The organism is Catellatospora sp. KI3 (assembly GCF_029948125.1).
Taxonomy (GTDB): Bacteria; Actinomycetota; Actinomycetes; order Mycobacteriales; family Micromonosporaceae; genus Catellatospora.
In genome coordinates, this window is record NZ_JASAMB010000004.1 from 243,972 (window position 1) to 263,168 (window position 19,197).

Consider the following 19,197-nt stretch of genomic DNA (forward strand, 5'->3'; position numbering starts at 1 on the left):
AGACCACCCTAGTGAGAGGCGTCGGAGACCGCCCGGACCGGACGGCCTCCGACTCGGCTGCTACCGGACCGGCGCCTGCGCGGGGCACGGTGCCGCGACACCGGCGGCGACGTCTTGGCCGGAGCCCGTACCGCCCAGGTAGCGGGCCAGCGCGAACCCGCCCTCGGTGAGCGTGGCGTCGAAGGTCGAGCCCGCCACGACCACGCGGCCCTTGCCCTGCAGCACGGCACCGGTCGCCCCCGAGTCGGCGCCGATCGCGGTGGTGGTGCGCCCGCAGGTGCCGAACGCCGGGTCGAGGCCGCCGTCGGGCAGGTATCCGGCGAGGGCGAACACGGACGGGAAGCCCGCGCTGCCCACCGCCGTGATCCGGCCGTCATGGCGCAGCAGTACGGCGGTCGCGGCGGATTCGCCGCCGGGGAACTCGGTCAGCACCTTGCCGGTGCCGCCGCCGAAGGACGGGTCGAGCGTGCCGCCGGTCAGGAACCGCATCAGCCCGAACGCCCCTGGCCGGCCGGGGTCTGCCCGAGTCCGGCCACGACGATCCGCCCCGTGGTGTCGACGGCCACGGCCGCCGCGCCGCCCTTGCCCTGGGACGGCACGTTCTGGGCGACGACGATGCCGGCGTCGCCGAAGGTCGGGTCGAGCTGGCCGCCGGTGGTGAGCCGGACGAGTCCGAACTGCTGGCCGACGTTGCCCTCGCCGATCGCCGTACCCGCAAGGATGATCTTTCCGTCCGGTTGCAGAGTCACTGCTGTGGCCATGGCGTCGCCGCCCGGGATGTGCACCAGGGTCGTGCCGCCGGTGCCGAAGTCGGGGTCCGGGGTCCCGTCCTTCAGGTAGCGGGCGGCGGCGAAGACGGCGTCGCCTGACGCGTCGTTCGCCCCGCCCACCACGACGATCCTGCCGTCGGGCTGGACCACCACGTCACTGGCCCCGGCGTCGCCACCGGCACCGACCGGGCTCACCACGACGCCGTCGCCGCCGAAGCTCCGGTCCAGTCGGCCGTCGGGCCGGTACCGGACCACCGCGAAGCCGATCTCGGTGTCCGTACCCAGGCCCGCGGTGCCGACCACGACGATGCGCCGGTCCTTCTGGACGGCGACCGCCTCGGCTCCGCCGGCGCCCTGCACGAGGTTGAACGGGGTCACCACCTGGCCGCCGGCGCCGAATGCGCGGTCGAGGCCGCCGTCGGCGCGGTAGCGGGCGAGCAGGAAGTCGGCGTTGCCGTCCTGCAGCGCGCCGCCGACGGCGATGATCGCGTCACCCTGCAGGGCGATGCCGCTGGCTCCGGCCGCGATGTCCGGGAATCGGGTCACGACGGTGCCGCCGGTGCCGAAGCCCGGGTCCAGGGTGCCGAGGGCGCCGGGCGGGTGGGGCGCGGGCACCGGCGCGGCCGTGGCGGCCGCCGCGGCGGTCAGCAGCGCGAGCGCGGACAGCCCGGCTGCCGCGAGCGTCTTGCGTACCGGCGACCACGTCGTCGCGGTTGGTGTCATGTGAAGCCTCCTGTCGGGTCCGCCCCATCGTGCCAAAACATGGACAAACAGGAACTAGTTCGCCGAAACTAGCCGGGATTGGTCGATCACCGGAACTATGCTGATGCCACTATCAGGATCGGACGGGGGATCTCCATGGCGGTCGTGCTGATACACGAGGGCCCGACACTGACCCAGGAGCGGTACGACCAGATCGTCCTGCGCCTGACGGGCGGCAGCGGTCGCATGCAGAGCGTCGCGGACTGGCCCGTCAGCGGCCTGCTGATGCACGTCGCCGGGCAGAGCCCGCACGGCTTCCGGGTGGTCGACGTGTGGGAGTCCGAGGAGGCGTGCCAGCGGTTCGGCGAGATCCTGAAGCCGATCCTGGCCGAGGTCGGCGTCACCGACCAGGCGCAGGTCTACCCGCCGCACGCGTTCGTCGCCGCCTGAGCGAGCCGGGCGGCACCGGCCTTTCGCACAACCGCGCCAGCACCGCCTCGGCGGCACCGCTGTCGATCGCCCGCGCACAGTCGAGGAGTGCGGCGGCGATCCGCTCCTCGAGGTCGCCGTCCAGCGTCGTGGCACGGGCGGCCGCCGCGTTCAGCAGCACCACGTCGCGCACCGGGCCGGGCGCGCCCGCCAGCACCGCCCGCACCACCGCGGCGTTGGCCGCCGCATCGCCGCCGCGCAGGGCCGCGGGCTCGGCCAGCGGCAGGCCGAAATTGCGCGGATCCAGCACGGTATGCCGGACCGGCCCCGCTCCGACCTCGATGACCTGGGAGGTCGTGGTGGTGGTGAGCTTGTCCAGGCCGTCGCCGCCCCGGACCACCAGCGCTCTCGTGCCGCGCGCCGCGACCACGTCCGCTAGCACCGGCAGGAACCGCGCGTCGGCCACGCCGACCAGCTGGTGCGTCGGGCGTACCGGATTGAGCAGCGGCCCGAGCAGGTTGAAGATCGTCGGCACGCCCAGCTCCCGCCGGACCGGACCGGCGTGGCGCATGCCGGGGTGCGTCCGCGACGCGAGCAGGTAGGCGACGCCCTTCTCCGCCACGGCGGACGCGACCTGATCGGGCGTCAGATCCACCGGGATGCCGAGCGCCTCGATCACGTCGCCGGAGCCCGCCGACGGCGACGACGACGCCCGACCGCCGTGCTTGACCACGGTGATGCCGGTCGCCGCCACGACGAGGGCCACCATCGTGGAGATGTTGACGGCGCCGGTGCCGTCACCGCCCGTACCCGCGATGTCCATGACCGTGCCCGGCACGGTGACCTGGACGGCGTGCGCGAGCAGCCCGTCGGCGGCCGCCGCGACCTCGCCCGCCGACTCGCCCTTGGCGCGCAGCGCGACGAGGAAGGCGGCCAGCCGGGCCGGGGTCGCGTCGCCGCGCACCACCTCGCCCATCGCCCAGACGACTGCGTCGGAGGTGAGGTCGCGGCCGGCGATCAGCTCGGCGAGGATGGCGGACCAGTCGTGCATAGCCTGTCCTTCGAGGTGGAGCCGACCCTCGGAGGCGGGAACGAACGACATCGGCCGCCTCCGGGAGAGGCGGCCGATGGATGCGCATCAGACTGGTCCGCCTAGGGGGCGGGCCACCAGCCATCGATGCGTACGGTCACGCGCGCACGCTACCACGCGCCGAGCCACGGCGTGGTGACCGCAACTCGCGATCTCCAGCCTCACTGCGGCCGATGAACAGTGCCTCCGGTCAGAACATGCGACACCAGCCGAGGTTCCGACCTCAGACCGCGATCATCGCGAGCCGCGAGCCGCGAGCCGCGAGCCGCGAGCGACGCGCGCCGAGCGAAGAGCGCGGGCGCTCAGCCCTGGAGGAGTTCGGCGCCCTCGGGGCGGTGGCGGTCCATGAAGATGCCGAACGGGACGGAGAGGAACCACACCGCGACGGCGGCGGTCGTGTTCCAGTAGGCCACCGGGATGGACAGTGCGAACAGCACCACCGGCGACACCGACGCGACGGTACCCCACCGCAGCACGTCGGGGCCGATCCGCACCCGCAGCAGGCCCGCGCGGTACGCGTGGCGCAGCAGCACCACCTCCAGGCCGCTCACGACCGCGGCGACGGCGGCGTACACGGTGACGGCCAGGGGGTTGCCGAAGTAGTCGCCGAGCAGCGCGGTCGGGAACGGCAGGAACGCCACGAAGGCCAGGTAGACCAGGTTGCGCACGATCAGACCCGTGTCGACGCCGCGCAGCAGGCTGAACATCTGGTGGTGGGCGACCCAGTACCGGCCGATGACGGCGAAGGACAGGAAGAAGCCGACGAAGTTCGGGATCAGGTCGGCGAGGTCGTCGGCCAGCTCGCGGACGTCGTTCTCGTGCAGCAGTTTCGGCACGCCGACCTCGACGACCAGCAGCGTCATGGCGATGGCGAACAGGCCGTCACTGAAGTTGATCACGCGACCGAACTCCACGCTGTCGCGCGGAAAGAACCGCTTCGCGCCCCCGCCCACGAGACCACCCTATGGGCGGGACTCGGCAGCGGGCCGCTTTTCGGCTGGTCAGGCCCCTGCGCGTACGCCGATCGTGGTGAACTCGCTGCCGGTGCCGCCGCCCAGGCGCCGCTGCAGCGACCAGCCCATCCGGGTGGACTGGGTCTTGGCCAGCTCGGCCACCGGGCCGGTGAACAGGTCGTCGAGAGTGGCGTGCCAGAGCTGGAGCCAGCGCAGGAAGTGGTCGCCGCGCAGCGGGGCCCGCTCGTGCAGCGCCACGTGCACCTGCAGCGTGTTGCCCCGGTAGCTCTTGGCGTGCAGCAGCACGGTCTCCCAGAAGTCGACCATGGTCGGCAGGTGCGCGGCCAGGTCCATCCGGACGATGTCGACGAAGATCGGGCCGAGCAGCGGATCGGCGAAGGCGCGCCGGTAGAAGGTCTCCACGAGGGTGGCGATGTCGTCCCGACCGCTGATGTCGCGCATGCTTCGACCGTACTGAGGCGAGCCCTCGCAGTGCCCGGTCCGGCGGTGTGATCTCATCGTCAACCTATGGTTGACGCCAAGGACCCGTCAACCTATGGTTGACGGCATGGCTGACACTCCGAGGCTCGACGACCTCATCACCGTCATCAAGCAGCGGCACCCGGACGGGGACCCGCTGTCGCAGCTCAGCGACGCAGTGCTGCTCGGGCAGCACCTCGGCGAGCTGGCCGACCACCTCATCGGCCACTTCGTGGACCGGGCCCGCCACTCCGGCGCCTCCTGGACCGACATCGGCCAGAGCATGGGCGTCACCAAGCAGGCCGCGCAGAAGCGCTTCGTGCCCAAGGAGGGCGGCGAGAGCGACCTGCGGGTCTTCGCCCGCTACGACGACGCCGCCCGCCAGACCCTGGTGCAGGCGCAGGAGGTGGCCCGCCTGGCCGGGCACGAGCACCTCGGCCCCGAGCACGTCCTGCTCGGGCTGCTGAGCGTGCCCGGCACCCCCGCCATCGCGGCCATCACCGACGCGGGCACCACCCCGCAGGCGGTGCAGGCGATGCTCGCCGCACGGTTCCCCTCCACCGGACGGGAATCCACCGGGCCGGTACCGTTCTCCGGAGCGGGCAAGAAGGCGCTGGAGCTCGGGCACCGAGAGTCGCTGCGCCTCGGCCATGAGCACATCGGAGCGGAGCATCTGCTGCTCGGCGTGCTGGCCATGGACGAAGGAGAGGCGGTCAGCCTCCTGCACGAGTCCGGGTTGAGCAGCCCGCAGACCGAAGCGGTGGTGCGCCGGGAGTCGGCCGCCTAGCTCCCGCCACGGCATCGCCGCCCGTCGACGCGAGGCGGACGGCGATACCTCACGGCAGCTCGGTCACCTGCTGTCCGATTCAGCTCGCCGGCAAGCCCGCACGGCCGGGACCTACTTTCGAATGGTTACGAGATAGATCGCGCCGAGACCGACCACACCCACCAACGCGGCCACGACCACCGTGCGGAACGGGTCCGCGCTGTCGACACCCTGCACCAGGCTGGCCAGCCCGACGACGATTCCCAAGGCCGTGGCCACTTCATTGCGGATCCGCGCCGCTCGTTCATGCGGCTCCTCCGGAGCCCGCGCTGCGCCAGCCAGCCGAGTCGGCTCCGCGGCGGTCGGCATCGCCGACGGCGGTGACTGCCGGGCTCGCTCATCCACCAGCGCGGACGGCGGGCTCTCCAGTCGGGGTCCGACGGCCTGCAGCCTCACGTCATCCGGTGACGGCGCCTTCACAGGCGCCGTCCAGGACTGCATGACTGCGGGGTTGGACACTGGAGAACGCTCTGGCGGCACGCTGGAGTAGGTCCGTCGAGTGGACGGTGCCTCGATGACCGGAGCGGGCATCACCGGCGGGACAGGCGAGAGATCCGGCAGGGAGGACGGAATCTCCGTTCCGGGAGCGGTACGCCGGATCAGCGCGCGGACGGGTGCAGCGACAGCCACGACACACAGCAGCCCGGCCGAGGCGATCATGAGGTAGATAGCGACTATTCCACCCGCATCCAGGGGCGTGCTTGCCGCCTCCGCATCGGGCGACGGACCGGTAAGGCTGATCGCACCCGTCAACAGCCCCGCGATGACGTGCACGGCGTAGACGAACGTGTGCAACTTGCGCTTGGTCAGCCACCACTCGGCCAGGACACCTGGCAGCCTGAGCAGCACGGCGATCATGAGCCCGCCGAGGAAGCCGAACACCACCGTCGCATCCGACTGCGCGGCCAGGCTGGGCGCGATCAGAATCGCCGCCGCGATGAGGAAGACGGTGTTGAACCATGACACCGCCGAGATCGCCCCGAGGGTGAGACCGCCGCGGCGCTCCGGCGGACGCCCCTTGCGACGTACAGCCTTGACAAGTGCGATCCCGGCCGCGACGAACAGGCCAGCGGTCGATGTCATCAGATAAACGCCGATCATGAAACTCAGCGGCTCGTCTGCGAACAATTGCGTCGTCTTCTGCTGCGACGGACTCGTGACGACCATGAGTGCCATGCCAACGCCCACCAGGTGGACGACGGCAATGGACCGGTACGCGTACTGGCGGGTCAGGTACCACTCCAGGGGCGCCGCCAGGAGTCTGAGGCTGGTATAGATACACAGCCCGACCATGACTCCCATCACCAGCGGGTCGTCCGGCCGCGCGAAGGCATCGGCCGTAACCGCGATGGCGAGCACTATCCCTAGCACGTTGCCGGCGACCCATACCCAGATCGGTACGCGCCGCTTGAGGTGGCCCTCCTGCGCCGGGGTCACCGGTCCGGTCGAGAATGGTGCTGTCACCAGTACATTGTGTCTGCGCTATCGAGACTTATGCTCACCCGAGCAGGCCGATGTGTCATCCGAGTGAGCAAATCTACGTAATCCATCACGGAAGGGTCTATCCCCGACCGATTCCACTGTGGTATTACGACGGCGGTCAGGCCACTCCGCGAACACGGTACGAGCCGAGATCGAGCGGCACACTGCGTCCGTTGCGGAAGGGCGCTCACGGCCTGCGCGTTACCGGGCAGGCGAGTCAAGTTGCGATCTGTGTCGCGCTTGCCCAGGTCCGCGGGGACATCCAGACTGGCAGGATGATCGACGAGCGGTGGCCCACCGTGCTCGGGGTGCCGATCGACTGCGTGGGCGTGCCCGAGGCGGGCGACCCGCCGTTCGGCACCGAGCTGTCCCCCGCCGCGCTGCGCGGCGCCGGACTGGTCCGCGCCGTCGGGGCGGCCGACGCCGGGGACCTGGCGGTGCGGCTGGTCGGGCGCGACCGCGACCCGAGCACCGGGGTGCTGGCGTGGGCGTCGGTGCGCGAGGTGACCTCGGCGGTCCGGACCGCCGTACGCGACCTGGTCGGCTCCGACCGCATCCCGCTGGTCATCGGCGGCTGCTGCACCCTGCTGCCCGGCGCCCTGGCCGGTGCCCGCGACGCGCTCGGCCCGACCGCCCTGGCCTACCTCGACGGCCACCTCGACCTGTACGACGGCCGCACCTCCCCCACCGGCGAACCGGCCGACATGCCGATCGCCGTGGTCACCGGCCTCGGCCCGGCCGCCTGGGCCGCCGACGTGGGCGCGCCGCTGCTGGCGCCCGGACAGCTCGCCCTGCTCGGCCCCCGGGACCGCGCCGAGGCGCTCACCTACGCCACCGCCCTGCCCGAGCACCTCGGCCACCAGCCGGAGCGGACGCCCGACGCGCTGCGCGCCGACGGGATGGCCGCCGCCGGGCTGCACACCTGCGCCGAGCTGTCCGCCGCGACCGGCCGCTACTGGGTGCACCTGGACGTGGACGTGCTCGACCAGGCCGCCTTCCCGGCCACCGACTATCTCATGCCCGGCGGGCTCAGCCTGCCCGAACTCGGCGCGCTGCTGCGGCCGCTGCTGGGCACCACCGCCCTGGCCGGGCTGTCGCTGGGCTGCTACAACCCGGACAAGGACCCTGACGGCGCCTGCGGGCGGGAACTGGTCGACCTGCTGGCCCAGGCGCTCGCCCGGGACTGACCGGCCGTCCGCTCGGCGGCGCGCGCGATGTTGCGGGCCATGCCCCCGAAGATCAGGGCGTGGAAGGGCACGATCGTCCACCAGTACGCGTGCCCGGCCAGCCCGCGCGGGATGAACACGGCCCGCTGGTCGTACCGGCTGTGCCCGTCGCGGGCCGGGTCGGGGGTCACCCGCAGTTCCAGCCAGGCCCGGCCGGGCAGCCGCATCTCGGCGCGCAGGCGCAGCAGGCGCCCCGGCTCGATCTCCTCGACCCGCCAGAAGTCCAGCGCCTCCCCGACGTACAGGGCGACCGGGTCGCGGCGGCCGCGGCGCAGCCCCACCCCGCCGATGAGCCGGTCGAACCAGCCCCGCAGCGCCCAGGCCAGCGGGTACGAGTACCAGCCGGTCTCGCCGCCGATGCCGGTGACCACCGACCACAGCGCGCTCGCGGGTGCGGCGACCTGCCGCGTCCGGTTGTCCAGGTACACGCTGCCGCCGGACCAGTCGGGGTCGGTGGGCAGCGGCTCGGCGGGCGCACCGGTCCAGACGGCGTTCGACCAGCGCGTCTCCACGTCCGCGTCACGGATCTTGACCAGGGCCAGCGCGACGGCCTCGTCGAAGCCCTTGAGCCCGCCGGGCGGCGGCGGCACGTACGCCTCGATGTCGTGCTCCCGGCAGACCGCCTCGTGCACCAGGCTGGCCACCAGCGGCTTGGCCAGCGCACCGGGCACTGGCGTGACCAGCCCGACCCACTGCGAGCTCAGCCAGGGCGAGAGCGTGCGCACGCCCATGATCACGCGCGGGGTCAGCCCGGCGACCCTGGCGTACCGGTGCATCATGTCGCGGAAGGTGAGCACGTCCGGGCCGCCGATGTCGAACGAGCGGTTCAGGTCGTCGGGCACGCTCGCGAACGCGACCAGGTAGTGCAGCACGTCGCGGACCGCGATCGGCTGGATGCGGTTGTCCACCCAGCGCGGGGTGACCATGACGGGCAGCCGTTCGGTCAGGTACCGCAGCATCTCGAACGAGGCCGAGCCCGACCCGATGATCACCGCGGCGCGCAGCGTCACGGTCGGCACACCGGAGGCGGTCAGGATCGCCCCGACCTCCTCGCGCGAGCGCAGATGCGGCGAGATCTCGCCGTCGTCGGTCTCGTGCGGCGCCGGTCCGCCCAGGTACACGATGCGCTTCACGCCCGCGCGGCGGGCGGCGGCGGCGAAGGTCTGCGCGGCGCGGCGGTCGATCCGCTCGAAGTCGCGCGAGCCCAGCGAGTGCACCAGGTAGTACGCGACGTCGATGCCGTCGAGCGCGGCGCGCATGTCGTCGGCGTCCAGCAGGTCTCCGGTGACGATCTCCGCCTTGGCCGCCCAGGGCACGTCGCGCAGGCGGTTGGCCGACCGGGTCACGCACCGTACCCGGTGCCCGGCCTCGATGAGGCGCGGCGCGAGGCGCCCGCCGATATACCCCGTCGCCCCGGTGACGAGCACGCGTGTCTGCTCGGACATATGCCCAGCCTAGGGCGTTGCGAGGTCGGGAACCCGGCGGACCGGCGAGGTGGCCCCGACTTCGGGCAACCGCGGTCCGGCCGATCCGCCACCGTCCTACGCTGGAGACGCGGCCCGATCTCGGGGCCAGCCCTGCGATCGCCGCGCCGGACGCCACCTGATCCGCGCTCAGGAAGGCAGAGCCACATGTATGTGACGGTACGTCGATACGAGGGTGTGACCGATCCCCGTGAGGCGGGGCGGCGGGTGCAGGAGGGGTTCGTCCCGATCATCAGGGCGGTTCCGGGCCTGCTGGCCTACTACTGGGTCGACGCCGGAGACGGCGTGATGGTGTCGACGAGCGTCTTCGAAAGCCAGGCCGGCGCGCAGGAGTCGAACGCGCGGGCCGCGGCCTGGGTGAAGGAGAACCTGGCCCCGCTGCTGCCCAACCCGCCCCAGATCGCGGCCGGGGAGGTCGTCGCGATCTGGGCCGGGTGAGGCGGACGCTGATCGGCGCCGAAGCCGTGCACGGTTCGGCGCCGATCAGCTCGTGCGCGGGTCAGCAGCCGATGCGGGTGCCGCCCCAGGCGATGTCGTCGAACCAGAGGCGGTCCGCGCCGACGCCGTAGCTCTCCCAGCCCAGCCGCAGGTCGGTCAGGTTCGGACGCCAGTTGGCGCGGCTGAGCCACTGCCGGTCCACGTCGGCGGTGGGCACGCCGTCGACCCGCAGGCCGGTCACCTCGGAGCCGTCGGTCCAGGTCTGCACCTGCCCGGCCGGGCCGTCGACGCGCAGTTCGACGCAGACCCAGCGGTCGACCGGCAGCGGGCGGCTCTGGGCCACCCCGGCCGGGCTCTGCTCGGGCAGGGTCGCGTCGTCGGACTGCCGGTTCCACTGCAGAGCCGCGTTCTGGCCGCCCACGCGCAGGTCGCGGTTGCCGTCGGCGGCGTCCTTCATGGCCAGGAACGTGACGTGCGAGGCCGGCAGCGCGGTGGTGTGCCGGACGTAGAAGCGGCCGTACCAGACCCCGCCCAGGGCGCTGAAGTCACGCGTCGACTTCACGAACACGTGGTTGCAGTACCCTTCCGCGCCGTCGACCCGGATCGACCTGCTGCCGGTACGGGCCACGGTGCTGTCGACGACGGCGGTGCCGGTGCCCTGGCAGTCCGGGTAAACCAGCGTCCACGCCCCGGACGGGACGGTGCCGGTCTGGGTCTCGAACCCGTCGCACCACAGCGCCCCGGTGCAGCCGGTGGGCGGCGGGCCGGACGGCGACGGGCTCGCCGAGCGGCTCGGCGAGACGCTCGGCGACGGCGACGCGCTGCGCGACGGGCTCGCCGACGGGCTGGGCGAACCGCTGCGCGACGCGCTGGGTGAGGCCGACGGCGACGGGCTGGCGCCGCAGGGCGCGCCGTTGACCGTGAACGCGGTCGGGGCGGTGTTGCTGCTGGTCCAGGTGCCCTGCATGCCGAACTCCAGGGACGCCCCGGGCGCCAGGTCGGCGTTGTACGCGAGGTTGACCGCGGTGACCGCGGTGCCGGACTGGGTCACCGTCGCGTTCCACCCGTTGGTGATCTTCTGGTCGCCGGGCCAGGTCCAGCCGATGGTCCAGCCGTGGATGGCGGTGTCGCCCGCGATGAGTTTCACGTAGCCGACGAAGCCGCCGGTCCACTGGTCGGCGCGGTAGGTGACCTGGCAGGCCGCGGCGGCGTTGGCGGCGGGCGCGGCGGCGACGACGGCCCCGACGCCCGCGGCGGTGACCGCGGCGAGGATGGCGGCGGCGGACGCGCGCCATCGTGCGGACAGGTGCATGGATGGTCCTTCCGGGAGGCCGCGCGGCAGGTGGCCGCAGCGGCTGGGTGCGCTGTCAGACCAGCCGGCGCCCGGTGCGCGGCTGGGGCGGAACAGCCCCGGCTCCCGGATCCGCCTCGCCGCACCCGCAGCGAGCAGACCTGATGGATGAGTGTAAATGTCAGTACGAGCGGCGTCCAGCGATGCTTTATCCACTTTCGTGTGATCGGCGGCACTGGTTAGGGTTCGGCCATGACGACACCACGCGACCAGCGGCGGGTCTTCGGCGAGGTCGCCGAGGCCTATGACGACGTACGGCCCGGCTACCCGGCGGAGGTGCTGGAGCGGATCACCGCGTACGCGGGGGGCGTGCCGTCGGGCGTGGTCGAGTCGGGGGCGGGCACGGGCAAGGGGACGGCGCTGCTGCGTACCCTCGAACGGCCGTTGACCTGCGTCGAGCCTGACCCGGCGATGGCCGGGGTGCTGGCCCGGCGCTTCGCCGGGGACGACCTGGTGTCGGTCGTGGTCAGCCGGTTCGAGGACTGGTCGCCGCCGCCCGGCGGGGTGGAGCTGCTGGCCAGCGCGCAGGCGTGGCACTGGGTCGACCGCACGGTGCGCACCCGCCTGGCCGCCGCCGCACTGGCCCCGGGCGGGGTGTTCGCCGCGTTCGGGCACGAGTTCGGGTTCGCCGACGACGGGCTGAAGGCGGCCATGGACGTGGTGTACCAGCGGTTGGCGCCGGAGATCGCCGACAAGCCCGGCCTGCCTGCCAGCGCGCAGCACCCCGACTCGTTCCACACCTCGGAGCTGCGCGTCTCGCCGCTGTTCACCGACGTCGAGCAGCAGCTGATCGTCAGCGTGGTGCCGTACGAGACCGCCCGCTACCTGACCCTGCTGACCACGTTCTCCGGCCACCGGATGCTGCCGGAACAGCGGCGGCACCGCCTGCACCAGGCGCTGGGCGAGCTGGTCGACGAGCGCGGCGGTGTCGTCGAGCAGAAGCTGACCACCGCCCTGTGCCTGGCGCGCCGGGCGGGGTAGACCCCACCGGCCATACCGGCGCAGTCGCCTATCCGACCGGTTCGATCCTTGGTCGGCAGGCATTGATCTGCGTACGGCCTCTCTAAACTGACGACGGTCAGCAGCGGTGCGGCGATGGAACGAGGCGGCATGGGCGGGACCTCTCCGACGGACGAGCAGCTTGCCGTCGAACTGGCGCGGGTGATGTTCGAGCGCATCGTGCAGGTGGAGCCCGAGCAGTCAGCGGCCCGGCTGATCTTCGCCCAGCAGGCGCGGTCCTATCTCGACCATCCGGCCCGGGCACTGGCCGGACAGGACGCCAAGGGCCGGCCCCTGCAGTTCGGGCTGACCGGCCTCGAACTGCTGCTGGTGCCGGTGCTGATGGAGGCGTCCGTCGAGGTCATCGCCTATCTCGGCGGGCAGGCGGTGCTGCGCGGCGGGGCCGCCACGGCGGCTGTGCTGCGCAGGCTGTTCGCGAAGAAGCAGCCCTCGGCCGACACGGACGGTCCGGGCGGAGCTCAGGCTCGCGGCTCGGCGCCGACCGAGCCTGGGGATGACGATGTGGCGCTGACTGCCGCGCAGTGGGCCGAGGTCGCGAGGATCGTCGAGTCGGTGCTGGTCCGGCACGCGAGGATGGCGCCCGAGCGGGCCGACCGGCTCGCCGTCGCCGTGGTCGGCGAGGGCGTGCTGCGCGGAAGCGGCCGGTGACCTTCCCGGCGGGCGCCCGAGCGCCGACCGGGACCGCGAGCCGGTTCCTGCTGCTGGTGGCCGCAGTCCTCGCCTCCAGCGTGTCGGTGTTCAGCTGGGTGTATCTGGCGGTGCCGGCGAAGGCACGGCTGTTCCAGACCGTGCTGACCACCTGTTTCGGTGCCGAGCGGCAGCAGTTCGACCCGCCCGTCGTCACGGTCGCGGACTTCACCGACCGGCTGGTCCCCGCCGTCGGCCGGTTGAGCCGCTGCACCCAGCCGCTCTACCTGGACCAGGCGGCGTGGATCGCCGTCGGCGTGGGCGTGGTGTTCCTGCTCGCCACCCTGCTGTACCTGCTGCACCCGTGGTGGATCACCCGCAGCCGCGGCCTGCTGCCGCTGGCCGGCCCCGACAGCGCGGACCTCGTCGCCGACCTGGATCGCCTGCCGGCACAGGTCGGTCTGGTCCGCGCGCCGCGCTGGCTGCTGGACCCGCGCGCCGCGACCGCGGGCGGCCAGGCGTTCGGCCTGCCATGGCGGCCCGCGGTCGTGCTCGACGCCGGGCTGATCATGCGTTACGGGACGGATCCGGACGCGGTGCGCGCCGTAGTGCGGCACGAGCTGGCCCACCTCGGCAACCGTGACGTCGCCAGCACCTACTTCAGCATCGCGCTGTGGCGCGCGTTCGTGCTCGCCGGGTTGCTGCCGTTCGCGGCGCTGCTCCTCCACCCGGCACTGTTCTACACGCCGCTGCGCTGGTCGGCCGACCGGTTCGCCGGACACGGCGCCCAGATCGCGTACCGGGTGGGCGCCGTGGCCGCGCTGACGGTCGTGGTCTACCTGACCCGCAACGCGATCCTGCGTACCCGTGAGCTGCACGCCGACGCGCGAAGCGCCGCCGGCGCCGACGCCACGGCGCTGCGGTCGGTGCTCGCCGGCCTGCCCCGACCGGCCGGTCCGTGGCGGCGGCTGACCTCACGGCTGGGCACACATCCGTCGCCGGCGGCGCGGCTGGCCGCGATCGACTCCCCCGGCCGGCTGCTGCGTACCGGCGTGTGGGAGATGGCCGGCGTCGGGTTCACCGCCGCGCTCGCCGCGCTCAACGCCAGCCTGCTCGCCGCGAGCGTCGCACCGAAGGCCCTGCTCGGCTTCGCGCTCAGCGGCCTGCCGGCGGGGGTCCTGGCCGCGGGCGCGCTGGCCGCCGCGATGTGGCGGACCGCTGTCGCAGACCCGGACCGGCCGCCGAAAGCACGCGATTGGCTCGGTCCGCCCGTCGCGCTGGTCGCCGGATACGCCGCCGCGCTGCCGCTGACGCTGCTGTCGGCGACGACCAGCGGAGCGGCACTGGACCGCCCCGGTCTGCTGGTCGGTCTCGTCCTGCTGCTCGTGGGCGGCGCGGCACTGGCGGCGTGGACGCACTCGGTCGCCCGGGGCGGCCTGCGCGCGGCCCGGCGCGGCAGGGCGCAGGCGGTCGTGGTGACCGCTTCGGTCGCCCTCGGCGCGCCGCTGTTCGCGCTGTGGCACGCGTTCCTGCTGGGCGGTCTGATCGTGGCCGTGCTACCGGGGGGCACCCCCGAGCCCGGCGGTGACATCGGTTGGTTCGCCGCGCTATCGCACGTCACTGGCGCGCAGTACCTGCCGCTGCGGTACGTGATCGAGAATCCCCTGTTCACCGTCGCGCTCGTCGGCCTCTGGGCGGTCCCCGCGCTGCTGCGCCCGCACCGGTCCGCGCCACCGGCCGACCTCGGCGGCGCCGCAGCTGCGGGCACCGCGATAGGTGGCGACGGCGGCCCGGCATTCGGCGTCGCCCTGCGCGTCGGCGCGGTGGCCGGGCTGGCCGTCGTCGTCCTCGGCGTCGCCGCCGCGTTCACCGCCAAGGCCCTACTGCCGGCCCAGGTCCGGGCCAACCCGCCGCTCACCGCCGACATGCCGCCGTTCTTCGCGCTGGTATTCCTCAACACGTACTGGGCCGTCGCGGTGGTGGCCGCCGGCGTGGCCGCCTGTGTCGTCGCCGCCCGCAGCCGCACCGGCCGGCCCGCGCTGGGTGCGCTGGCCACGACCGTCGTGGCCGTCGTCGCCAGCCTCGGCCTGCTCGCCACCTACACGGTGACCCGCTGCATCCAACTGTCCGGCGGCAGCGGCCGCTGCACCCCGCCCGCCTTCTCCGCCGCCGAGCTCGCCGGCTACGTGCACACGCTGCTCGTCATCGGGCTCGCCGTGGCGATTCCGGCGGTGCTGGCGGGCGCGTTGATCGGCCGTCGGCTGCGACGCCCGCACCCGGCGCGGGCCGCCCGCTGGCCGGTGCTCGCCACGATGGCGTTGCTCAGCGCTTCGCTGCTCGCCGCGGCGGTCGTCGTGGTGCCGCACAACATCGGCTACTGGAACTCGGCGGACAGCGAGCAGAACCCGGCGACCGCGCAGTCATGCCTGGTGGGCGACTGGACCGAAACCAGCGACATCCTCGACCTGGACATCGCCGACGTCGGCACGGTGCGGTTCACCGGTAGCGGCACCCGGCAGTCCTTCCACGCCGACGGCACGATCACGATCGACTACGCGCAGGCCACACCGCTACGCGCGACGTCGACGGGTCATCTGCTGGAGATCACGGTCCAGGGCGGCGCCAGCGGCTCGTACCGGGCGGACGGGTCGACGATCACCTACGGGGACTGGACCCCGCGCGGCACCGTGGTGACGCGTCTGGACGGCACCGTCCTGGCGAGCGCCGACCTCCCGGCCAGCGCCTCTCCGGAGCAGTACAGCTGCGCGGGAGAGACCATGCTGCTGTACGGCTCGGACTACCAGGTCGAACTGACCCGGGTCCGGAACTGACATGCGGGGCGCCTGGACCCGATCGTCAGGGTCCAGGCGCCGCTCGGTCATCTGAATGCTGCCGGGTCGGCGACGGTGCCCTGGTCACCGCGCATCCGATGTGGTCCTGTCGACTGGGCCGGGTCCGGTCGGCGGGGCAGCCGCCCGCCGACCGGCTGGTCAGGCCCTCAGGCGGGCAGATTCCACTGCTGGTTGGCCTGCGCGTTGCAGGTCCAGATCTGCAACTTGGTGCCGTCGGCGGTGCCCTGACCGGTCGCGTCGAGACACTTGCCCGTCACCGGGTTGGTCAGCCGCTTTGTCGAGGCGTTGTACGTCCACTGCTGGTTGGCGTTGCCCGCCGTACAGTCCCAGATCTGCACCTTCGTACCGTCAGCATTGATCCCGCCGTTGACGTCCAGGCACTTGCCCAGCGCCCGCACCGTCCCGTCGGTCCCGACCGTCCACGACTGCGCACCCGTCCCGTTGCACGTCCACAGCTGGACCTGCAGCCCGTTTGCGGTCGCGGCGCCGGGGATGTCGACGCACCGGCCTGAGCCGACGCCGGTGATCGGGCCGGTGCCGCCCGGCGGCTGGTTGCCGACCGGGATGGATATCTCGCCCCGGTTGAGCACGCGCGGGTCGTAGTAGCTGGCCTTGACCCCGTCGTTGGTGTTGTACTCGGGCTTGATCAGCCAGTCCATCCATACGCTGAAATAGGTCCAGCGCGGCTGGGCCGCCATCTGCGCCGGAGTCGGTGTGCGGCCCACCTCGGCCAGGGCGATCGGCTTGCCGTGCGAGACGTTCAGGATCGCCTGGTACCACTCGGTCGACGGGAAGTACTGCACCCACACGTCGAGCGTCACGAGGTCCACGTAGGCGTCACCCGGGTAGTAGTCGGCGACCCGGGCGGCACCGCCGGCCACGTCCTTGACGTTCCAGACCCAGACGATGTTGCTGAACCCGCGCCCGACCAGGTAGTCATGGGTGATCTGGTACAGCTTGCGGCTGCCGTTGGCGCCGGGGCGCCCGCCCCACCACGCCCAGCCCTCGTTCATCTCGTGCGAGGGCCGGAACAGCACCGGGATGCCCGCGTCCTTGAGCTGCTGGAAGTAGGGCGCGGTCTGGTCCAGGCGCCGCTTCCAGGACGTGTTCAGCGCGGTCCCGTCGGTGACGAGCTCGGTCCACTGGCTGTCGGACAGCCAGCTGCCCTTCACCGGCCAGCTGCCGCCCTCGAAGTTGCAGACGGCCACCAGCGGTACGCACGCGTGCCAGGTGATCGCCGGGATCGTCCCGGCGGCCCAAGCGGCCTTGGCCTGGTCGAAGACGCGCTGCCGGTTGTCGATGTCGCTCTGGCTGAACCCGAAGTCGCCGCCCCACACACCGGGGAACAGGCCGGTGATGTCGCGGACCTTGTTGGTCCACTGGGTCGGGTTGCTGTTCGGGCCGTCCTGCTGGCCCGACAGCCAGTTGCGGCCGCTGATGCTCTGGAAGTAGTTGATGACGTCGGTCCGGGTGACGCCCGGTGCGCCGGGCGGGGCCGCGAGCGCCGGCTGGGCCGGTGCGGCGGTCAGGCCGACGGCGGCGGCGAGAAGCGCCGCTGCCAGCAGCCGTAGGGGTCGCCGTGTTGCCATGGTCTGGTCACCTTTCGGGATGCGGAGGTGCGGGTGCTCGGCTGACGGCCGCCGAGGTGGTTCCCCCGCCTGGGCTCAGGGCAGGCGGAAGCGCTGGAAGAACTGCCACATCAGGGTGTTGGCGCTGATCTCGCGGGTGGTGTTGCCGTTGCCCGGTGACGCCTGCGCGGTGCCGGGCCAGGTGTGGCCGCCGTCGGAGATCGTGTACAGCTGCACGTCGGCGCCGTCGCGGCAGCCCGGGTAGGCGATCCGTGACACGTGCGCGGAGACCGCGGTGGTCACCGGAGCGCCGCAGGTGTTCAGGGCCGCCCACCGCTGCGCCGCGACCGGCACCGAGTAGCGCCACGCCTCGGAGCCGCCCCCGGCGTACGGGTTGGTGGCGTCCTGCTGCCCGTGGAACGCGATCACGGGTACCGCCCGCGTGGGCTGGCATGAGGCTGCTTCGGGCCGCGTCGGGTCGGCCGGGTCGGGGCGTCCGGCGCGCAGCCCCGCGACCGGGGCGATCGCGGCGACGAGGTCCGGCCGCGCGCAGGCGAAGGCGGAGGTCATCCGGCCGCCGCCGGAGTAGCCGGTCAGGTAGACGCGGGTGCGGTCGGCGCACAGGGTGCCGCCGGTCATGGTGGCGATCACCTGGGCGAGGAAGGCGACGTCGTCGCGGCCGGGCGGGTTGCCGACCCCGGGCACGTTCCAGGCGAAGCCGCTGCCGTTAACGAACGCGCCGTTGGGGGCGGCCACCAGGAACCGGCCCGCGTCGGCCGCGCTCTTCAGCTCGCTGTAGGCGAGTTGGTTGCTTCCGGTGCCGGAGGTGCCGTGCAGGTTGAGCACCAGCGGCAGGCGCGCGTCGGCAGCCACCCCGGTCGGGACGTACACGGTGACCTGGTAGGTGGTGCCGTTGAAGGTGACCGGCACGGTGCGCTCGCCCGAGCCGAAGGCGCGAGTGCACGGCAGCGGGCCGGAGGTTCCGTCCGGGACGGTCCACTGCTGGTTGGCCTGGCCGTTGCAGCTCCACAGCTGCAGCTTGGTGCCGTCGGCGGTGCCCTGGCCGGCGGCGTCGAGGCACTTGCCGGTCTCGGGGTTCACCAGCGTCCTGCCCGTCGCGCTGTAGGCCCACTGCTGGTGGGTGTTGCCGGCGGTGCAGTCCCACAGCTGCACCTTCGTGCCGTCGGCGTTGACGCCGCCGTTGACGTCCAGGCACTTGCCGAGTACCCGCAGGGTCGCGCCGCTGCCCGGGGTGAACGTCTGGGAGGCGCCGCCGTTGCAGGTCAGCAGCTGTGCCTGGGTGCCGTTCGCGGTGGCGGGCAGGTCCACGCATCTGCCCGACGCGAGGCCGGTGATCGGCCCAGAGCCGGTGGCGGGTGCGCCGGGCAGGGTCCAGCGCTGGTTGGTCTGCCCGTTGCAGGCCCAGAGCTGCAGTTTCGTGCCGTCTGCGCTGGACTGGCCGGTGGCGTCGAGGCACCGCCCGGTCTCGGGGTTGACCAGTGCCGAGGAGGTCGCGTTGTAGCTCCACCGCTGGTGGGTGTTGCCGGCGGTGCAGTCCCACAGCTGCACCTTTGTACCGTCGGCGTTGACGCCGCCGTTGACGTCCAGGCACTTGCCCAGGGCCCGTACCGTGCCGTCCGCCCCCACGGTCCAGGACTGTCCGGTGCCGCCGGTGCAGGTCCACAGCTGCAGCTGGAGGCCGTTGGTCGCGGCGGCTCCAGGCACGTCCACGCACTTGCCCGCCAGCCCGGTGATCGGTCCGACCGGGTCGGCGGCCGCGGCGGGTGCGGCGGTGACGGATAGCAGTCCGGCGGTGAGGGCGAGCAGGCCCAGCCGCGCCACCATAATTCTATATTTCACGATAATTCTCCCTGTTGAACGGCGTGAGGTGCCGTACCG

General features: G+C 72.6%; 17 protein-coding genes. 7 read left to right on the forward strand and 10 right to left on the reverse strand.

Translation table 11 applies throughout. From position 1 onward, the window contains the following. Positions 1-60: 60 nt before the first annotated feature. Positions 61-489, reverse strand: coding sequence for a hypothetical protein (locus QEZ54_RS09580; protein ID WP_281304159.1), 429 nt, complete (start codon positions 487-489; stop codon positions 61-63). After that, on the reverse strand, positions 489-1,493 hold the full coding sequence (locus tag QEZ54_RS09585; RefSeq protein ID WP_281304160.1) for a hypothetical protein: 1,005 nt from the start codon (positions 1,491-1,493) through the stop codon (positions 489-491). The genes QEZ54_RS09580 and QEZ54_RS09585 overlap by 1 nt, the downstream gene beginning before the upstream one ends. A 135-nt stretch (positions 1,494-1,628) precedes the next feature. On the opposite strand from QEZ54_RS09585, the gene QEZ54_RS09590 reads away from it, so the two are divergent. After that, the gene (locus tag QEZ54_RS09590; protein WP_281304161.1) at positions 1,629-1,922 is read left to right on the forward strand and encodes a hypothetical protein; all 294 of its coding nucleotides are present in this window, start codon (positions 1,629-1,631) and stop codon (positions 1,920-1,922) included. Here the strand turns inward: QEZ54_RS09590 and trpD are convergent. From trpD to QEZ54_RS09605, 3 genes are all read right to left on the reverse strand, one after another. Continuing rightward, the gene (gene trpD / locus QEZ54_RS09595) at positions 1,873-2,952 is read right to left on the reverse strand and encodes an anthranilate phosphoribosyltransferase (RefSeq protein ID WP_281304162.1); all 1,080 of its coding nucleotides are present in this window, start codon (positions 2,950-2,952) and stop codon (positions 1,873-1,875) included. The two genes, QEZ54_RS09590 and trpD, sit on opposite strands and share 50 nt — an antisense overlap. Positions 2,953-3,293: 341 nt before the next feature. Next, positions 3,294-3,890 (reverse strand): TMEM175 family protein, encoded by a 597-nt coding sequence (locus QEZ54_RS09600; RefSeq protein WP_281304163.1) that lies wholly within the window; start codon positions 3,888-3,890, stop codon positions 3,294-3,296. A gap of 102 nt (positions 3,891-3,992) precedes the next feature. After that, positions 3,993-4,406 carry a group III truncated hemoglobin gene (locus tag QEZ54_RS09605; protein WP_281304164.1) on the reverse strand — a complete coding sequence of 138 codons (414 nt, stop codon included), beginning with the start codon at positions 4,404-4,406 and terminating at the stop codon, positions 3,993-3,995. A gap of 106 nt (positions 4,407-4,512) precedes the next feature. Here QEZ54_RS09605 and QEZ54_RS09610 point away from each other — a divergent pair, with 106 nt between their 5' ends. Further along, positions 4,513-5,211 (forward strand): Clp protease N-terminal domain-containing protein, encoded by a 699-nt coding sequence (locus QEZ54_RS09610; protein ID WP_281304165.1) that lies wholly within the window; start codon positions 4,513-4,515, stop codon positions 5,209-5,211. Positions 5,212-5,322: 111 nt separating this feature from the next. Here the strand turns inward: QEZ54_RS09610 and QEZ54_RS09615 are convergent, their stop codons facing one another. Continuing rightward, a complete protein-coding gene (locus QEZ54_RS09615) occupies positions 5,323-6,714 on the reverse strand; it encodes a hypothetical protein (protein ID WP_281304166.1) in 1,392 nt (463 codons plus the stop codon). 293 nt (positions 6,715-7,007) lie between these two features. Between QEZ54_RS09615 and QEZ54_RS09620 the strand changes: the two genes are divergently transcribed. After that, entirely contained in the window at positions 7,008-7,919 is a 912-nt protein-coding gene (locus QEZ54_RS09620) for an arginase family protein (protein WP_281304167.1), read from the forward strand. Here the strand turns inward: QEZ54_RS09620 and QEZ54_RS09625 are convergent. Then, a complete protein-coding gene (locus tag QEZ54_RS09625; RefSeq protein WP_281304168.1) occupies positions 7,838-9,403 on the reverse strand; it encodes an SDR family oxidoreductase in 1,566 nt (521 codons plus the stop codon). The genes QEZ54_RS09620 and QEZ54_RS09625 overlap by 82 nt on opposite strands. 216 nt (positions 9,404-9,619) lie before the next feature. Between QEZ54_RS09625 and QEZ54_RS09630 the strand changes: the two genes are divergently transcribed. Continuing rightward, positions 9,620-9,880, forward strand: coding sequence for a hypothetical protein (locus tag QEZ54_RS09630; RefSeq protein WP_281304169.1), 261 nt, complete (start codon positions 9,620-9,622; stop codon positions 9,878-9,880). A 61-nt stretch (positions 9,881-9,941) separates the two neighbouring features. On the opposite strand, the gene QEZ54_RS09635 is transcribed toward QEZ54_RS09630, so the two are convergent. After that, positions 9,942-11,192: a cellulose-binding domain-containing protein gene (locus QEZ54_RS09635; RefSeq protein ID WP_281304170.1), complete on the reverse strand. Its 1,251-nt coding sequence runs from the start codon at positions 11,190-11,192 to the stop codon at positions 9,942-9,944. A gap of 231 nt (positions 11,193-11,423) precedes the next feature. Between QEZ54_RS09635 and QEZ54_RS09640 the strand changes: the two genes are divergently transcribed. The 3 genes from QEZ54_RS09640 (at position 11,424) to QEZ54_RS09650 (ending at position 15,709) form a co-directional block, all read left to right on the forward strand. Then, positions 11,424-12,212: a methyltransferase domain-containing protein gene (locus tag QEZ54_RS09640; protein WP_281304171.1), complete on the forward strand. Its 789-nt coding sequence runs from the start codon at positions 11,424-11,426 to the stop codon at positions 12,210-12,212. 129 nt (positions 12,213-12,341) lie between these two features. Next, positions 12,342-12,899, forward strand: coding sequence for a hypothetical protein (locus QEZ54_RS09645; protein ID WP_281304172.1), 558 nt, complete (start codon positions 12,342-12,344; stop codon positions 12,897-12,899). Then, a complete protein-coding gene (locus tag QEZ54_RS09650; RefSeq protein ID WP_281304173.1) occupies positions 12,896-15,709 on the forward strand; it encodes a M48 family metalloprotease in 2,814 nt (937 codons plus the stop codon). Before QEZ54_RS09645 ends, QEZ54_RS09650 begins: the two co-directional genes overlap by 4 nt. Before the next feature lie 167 nt (positions 15,710-15,876). Here the strand turns inward: QEZ54_RS09650 and QEZ54_RS09655 are convergent, their stop codons facing one another. Both QEZ54_RS09655 and QEZ54_RS09660 read right to left on the reverse strand, forming a co-directional pair. Then, positions 15,877-17,319 carry a glycosyl hydrolase gene (locus tag QEZ54_RS09655; RefSeq protein WP_281304174.1) on the reverse strand — a complete coding sequence of 481 codons (1,443 nt, stop codon included), beginning with the start codon at positions 17,317-17,319 and terminating at the stop codon, positions 15,877-15,879. A gap of 75 nt (positions 17,320-17,394) precedes the next feature. Next, the gene (locus tag QEZ54_RS09660; protein ID WP_281304175.1) at positions 17,395-19,158 is read right to left on the reverse strand and encodes a ricin-type beta-trefoil lectin domain protein; all 1,764 of its coding nucleotides are present in this window, start codon (positions 19,156-19,158) and stop codon (positions 17,395-17,397) included. Between the last annotated feature and the right edge of the window lie 39 nt (positions 19,159-19,197).

What these genes read in the sequence shown, in the direction of transcription:
- QEZ54_RS09580 (WP_281304159.1), bottom strand. Translation starts at nt 489, where the DNA reads ATGCGGTTCCTGACCGGCGGCACGCTCGACCCGTCCTTCGGCGGCGGC.
- QEZ54_RS09585 (WP_281304160.1), bottom strand. Translation starts at nt 1,493, where the DNA reads ATGACACCAACCGCGACGACGTGGTCGCCGGTACGCAAGACGCTCGCG.
- QEZ54_RS09590 (WP_281304161.1), top strand. Translation starts at nt 1,629, where the DNA reads ATGGCGGTCGTGCTGATACACGAGGGCCCGACACTGACCCAGGAGCGG.
- trpD (WP_281304162.1), bottom strand. Translation starts at nt 2,952, where the DNA reads ATGCACGACTGGTCCGCCATCCTCGCCGAGCTGATCGCCGGCCGCGAC.
- QEZ54_RS09605 (WP_281304164.1), bottom strand. Translation starts at nt 4,406, where the DNA reads ATGCGCGACATCAGCGGTCGGGACGACATCGCCACCCTCGTGGAGACC.
- QEZ54_RS09610 (WP_281304165.1), top strand. Translation starts at nt 4,513, where the DNA reads ATGGCTGACACTCCGAGGCTCGACGACCTCATCACCGTCATCAAGCAG.
- QEZ54_RS09620 (WP_281304167.1), top strand. Translation starts at nt 7,008, where the DNA reads ATGATCGACGAGCGGTGGCCCACCGTGCTCGGGGTGCCGATCGACTGC.
- QEZ54_RS09625 (WP_281304168.1), bottom strand. Translation starts at nt 9,403, where the DNA reads ATGTCCGAGCAGACACGCGTGCTCGTCACCGGGGCGACGGGGTATATC.
- QEZ54_RS09635 (WP_281304170.1), bottom strand. Translation starts at nt 11,192, where the DNA reads ATGCACCTGTCCGCACGATGGCGCGCGTCCGCCGCCGCCATCCTCGCC.
- QEZ54_RS09640 (WP_281304171.1), top strand. Translation starts at nt 11,424, where the DNA reads ATGACGACACCACGCGACCAGCGGCGGGTCTTCGGCGAGGTCGCCGAG.
- QEZ54_RS09645 (WP_281304172.1), top strand. Translation starts at nt 12,342, where the DNA reads ATGGGCGGGACCTCTCCGACGGACGAGCAGCTTGCCGTCGAACTGGCG.
- QEZ54_RS09655 (WP_281304174.1), bottom strand. Translation starts at nt 17,319, where the DNA reads ATGGCAACACGGCGACCCCTACGGCTGCTGGCAGCGGCGCTTCTCGCC.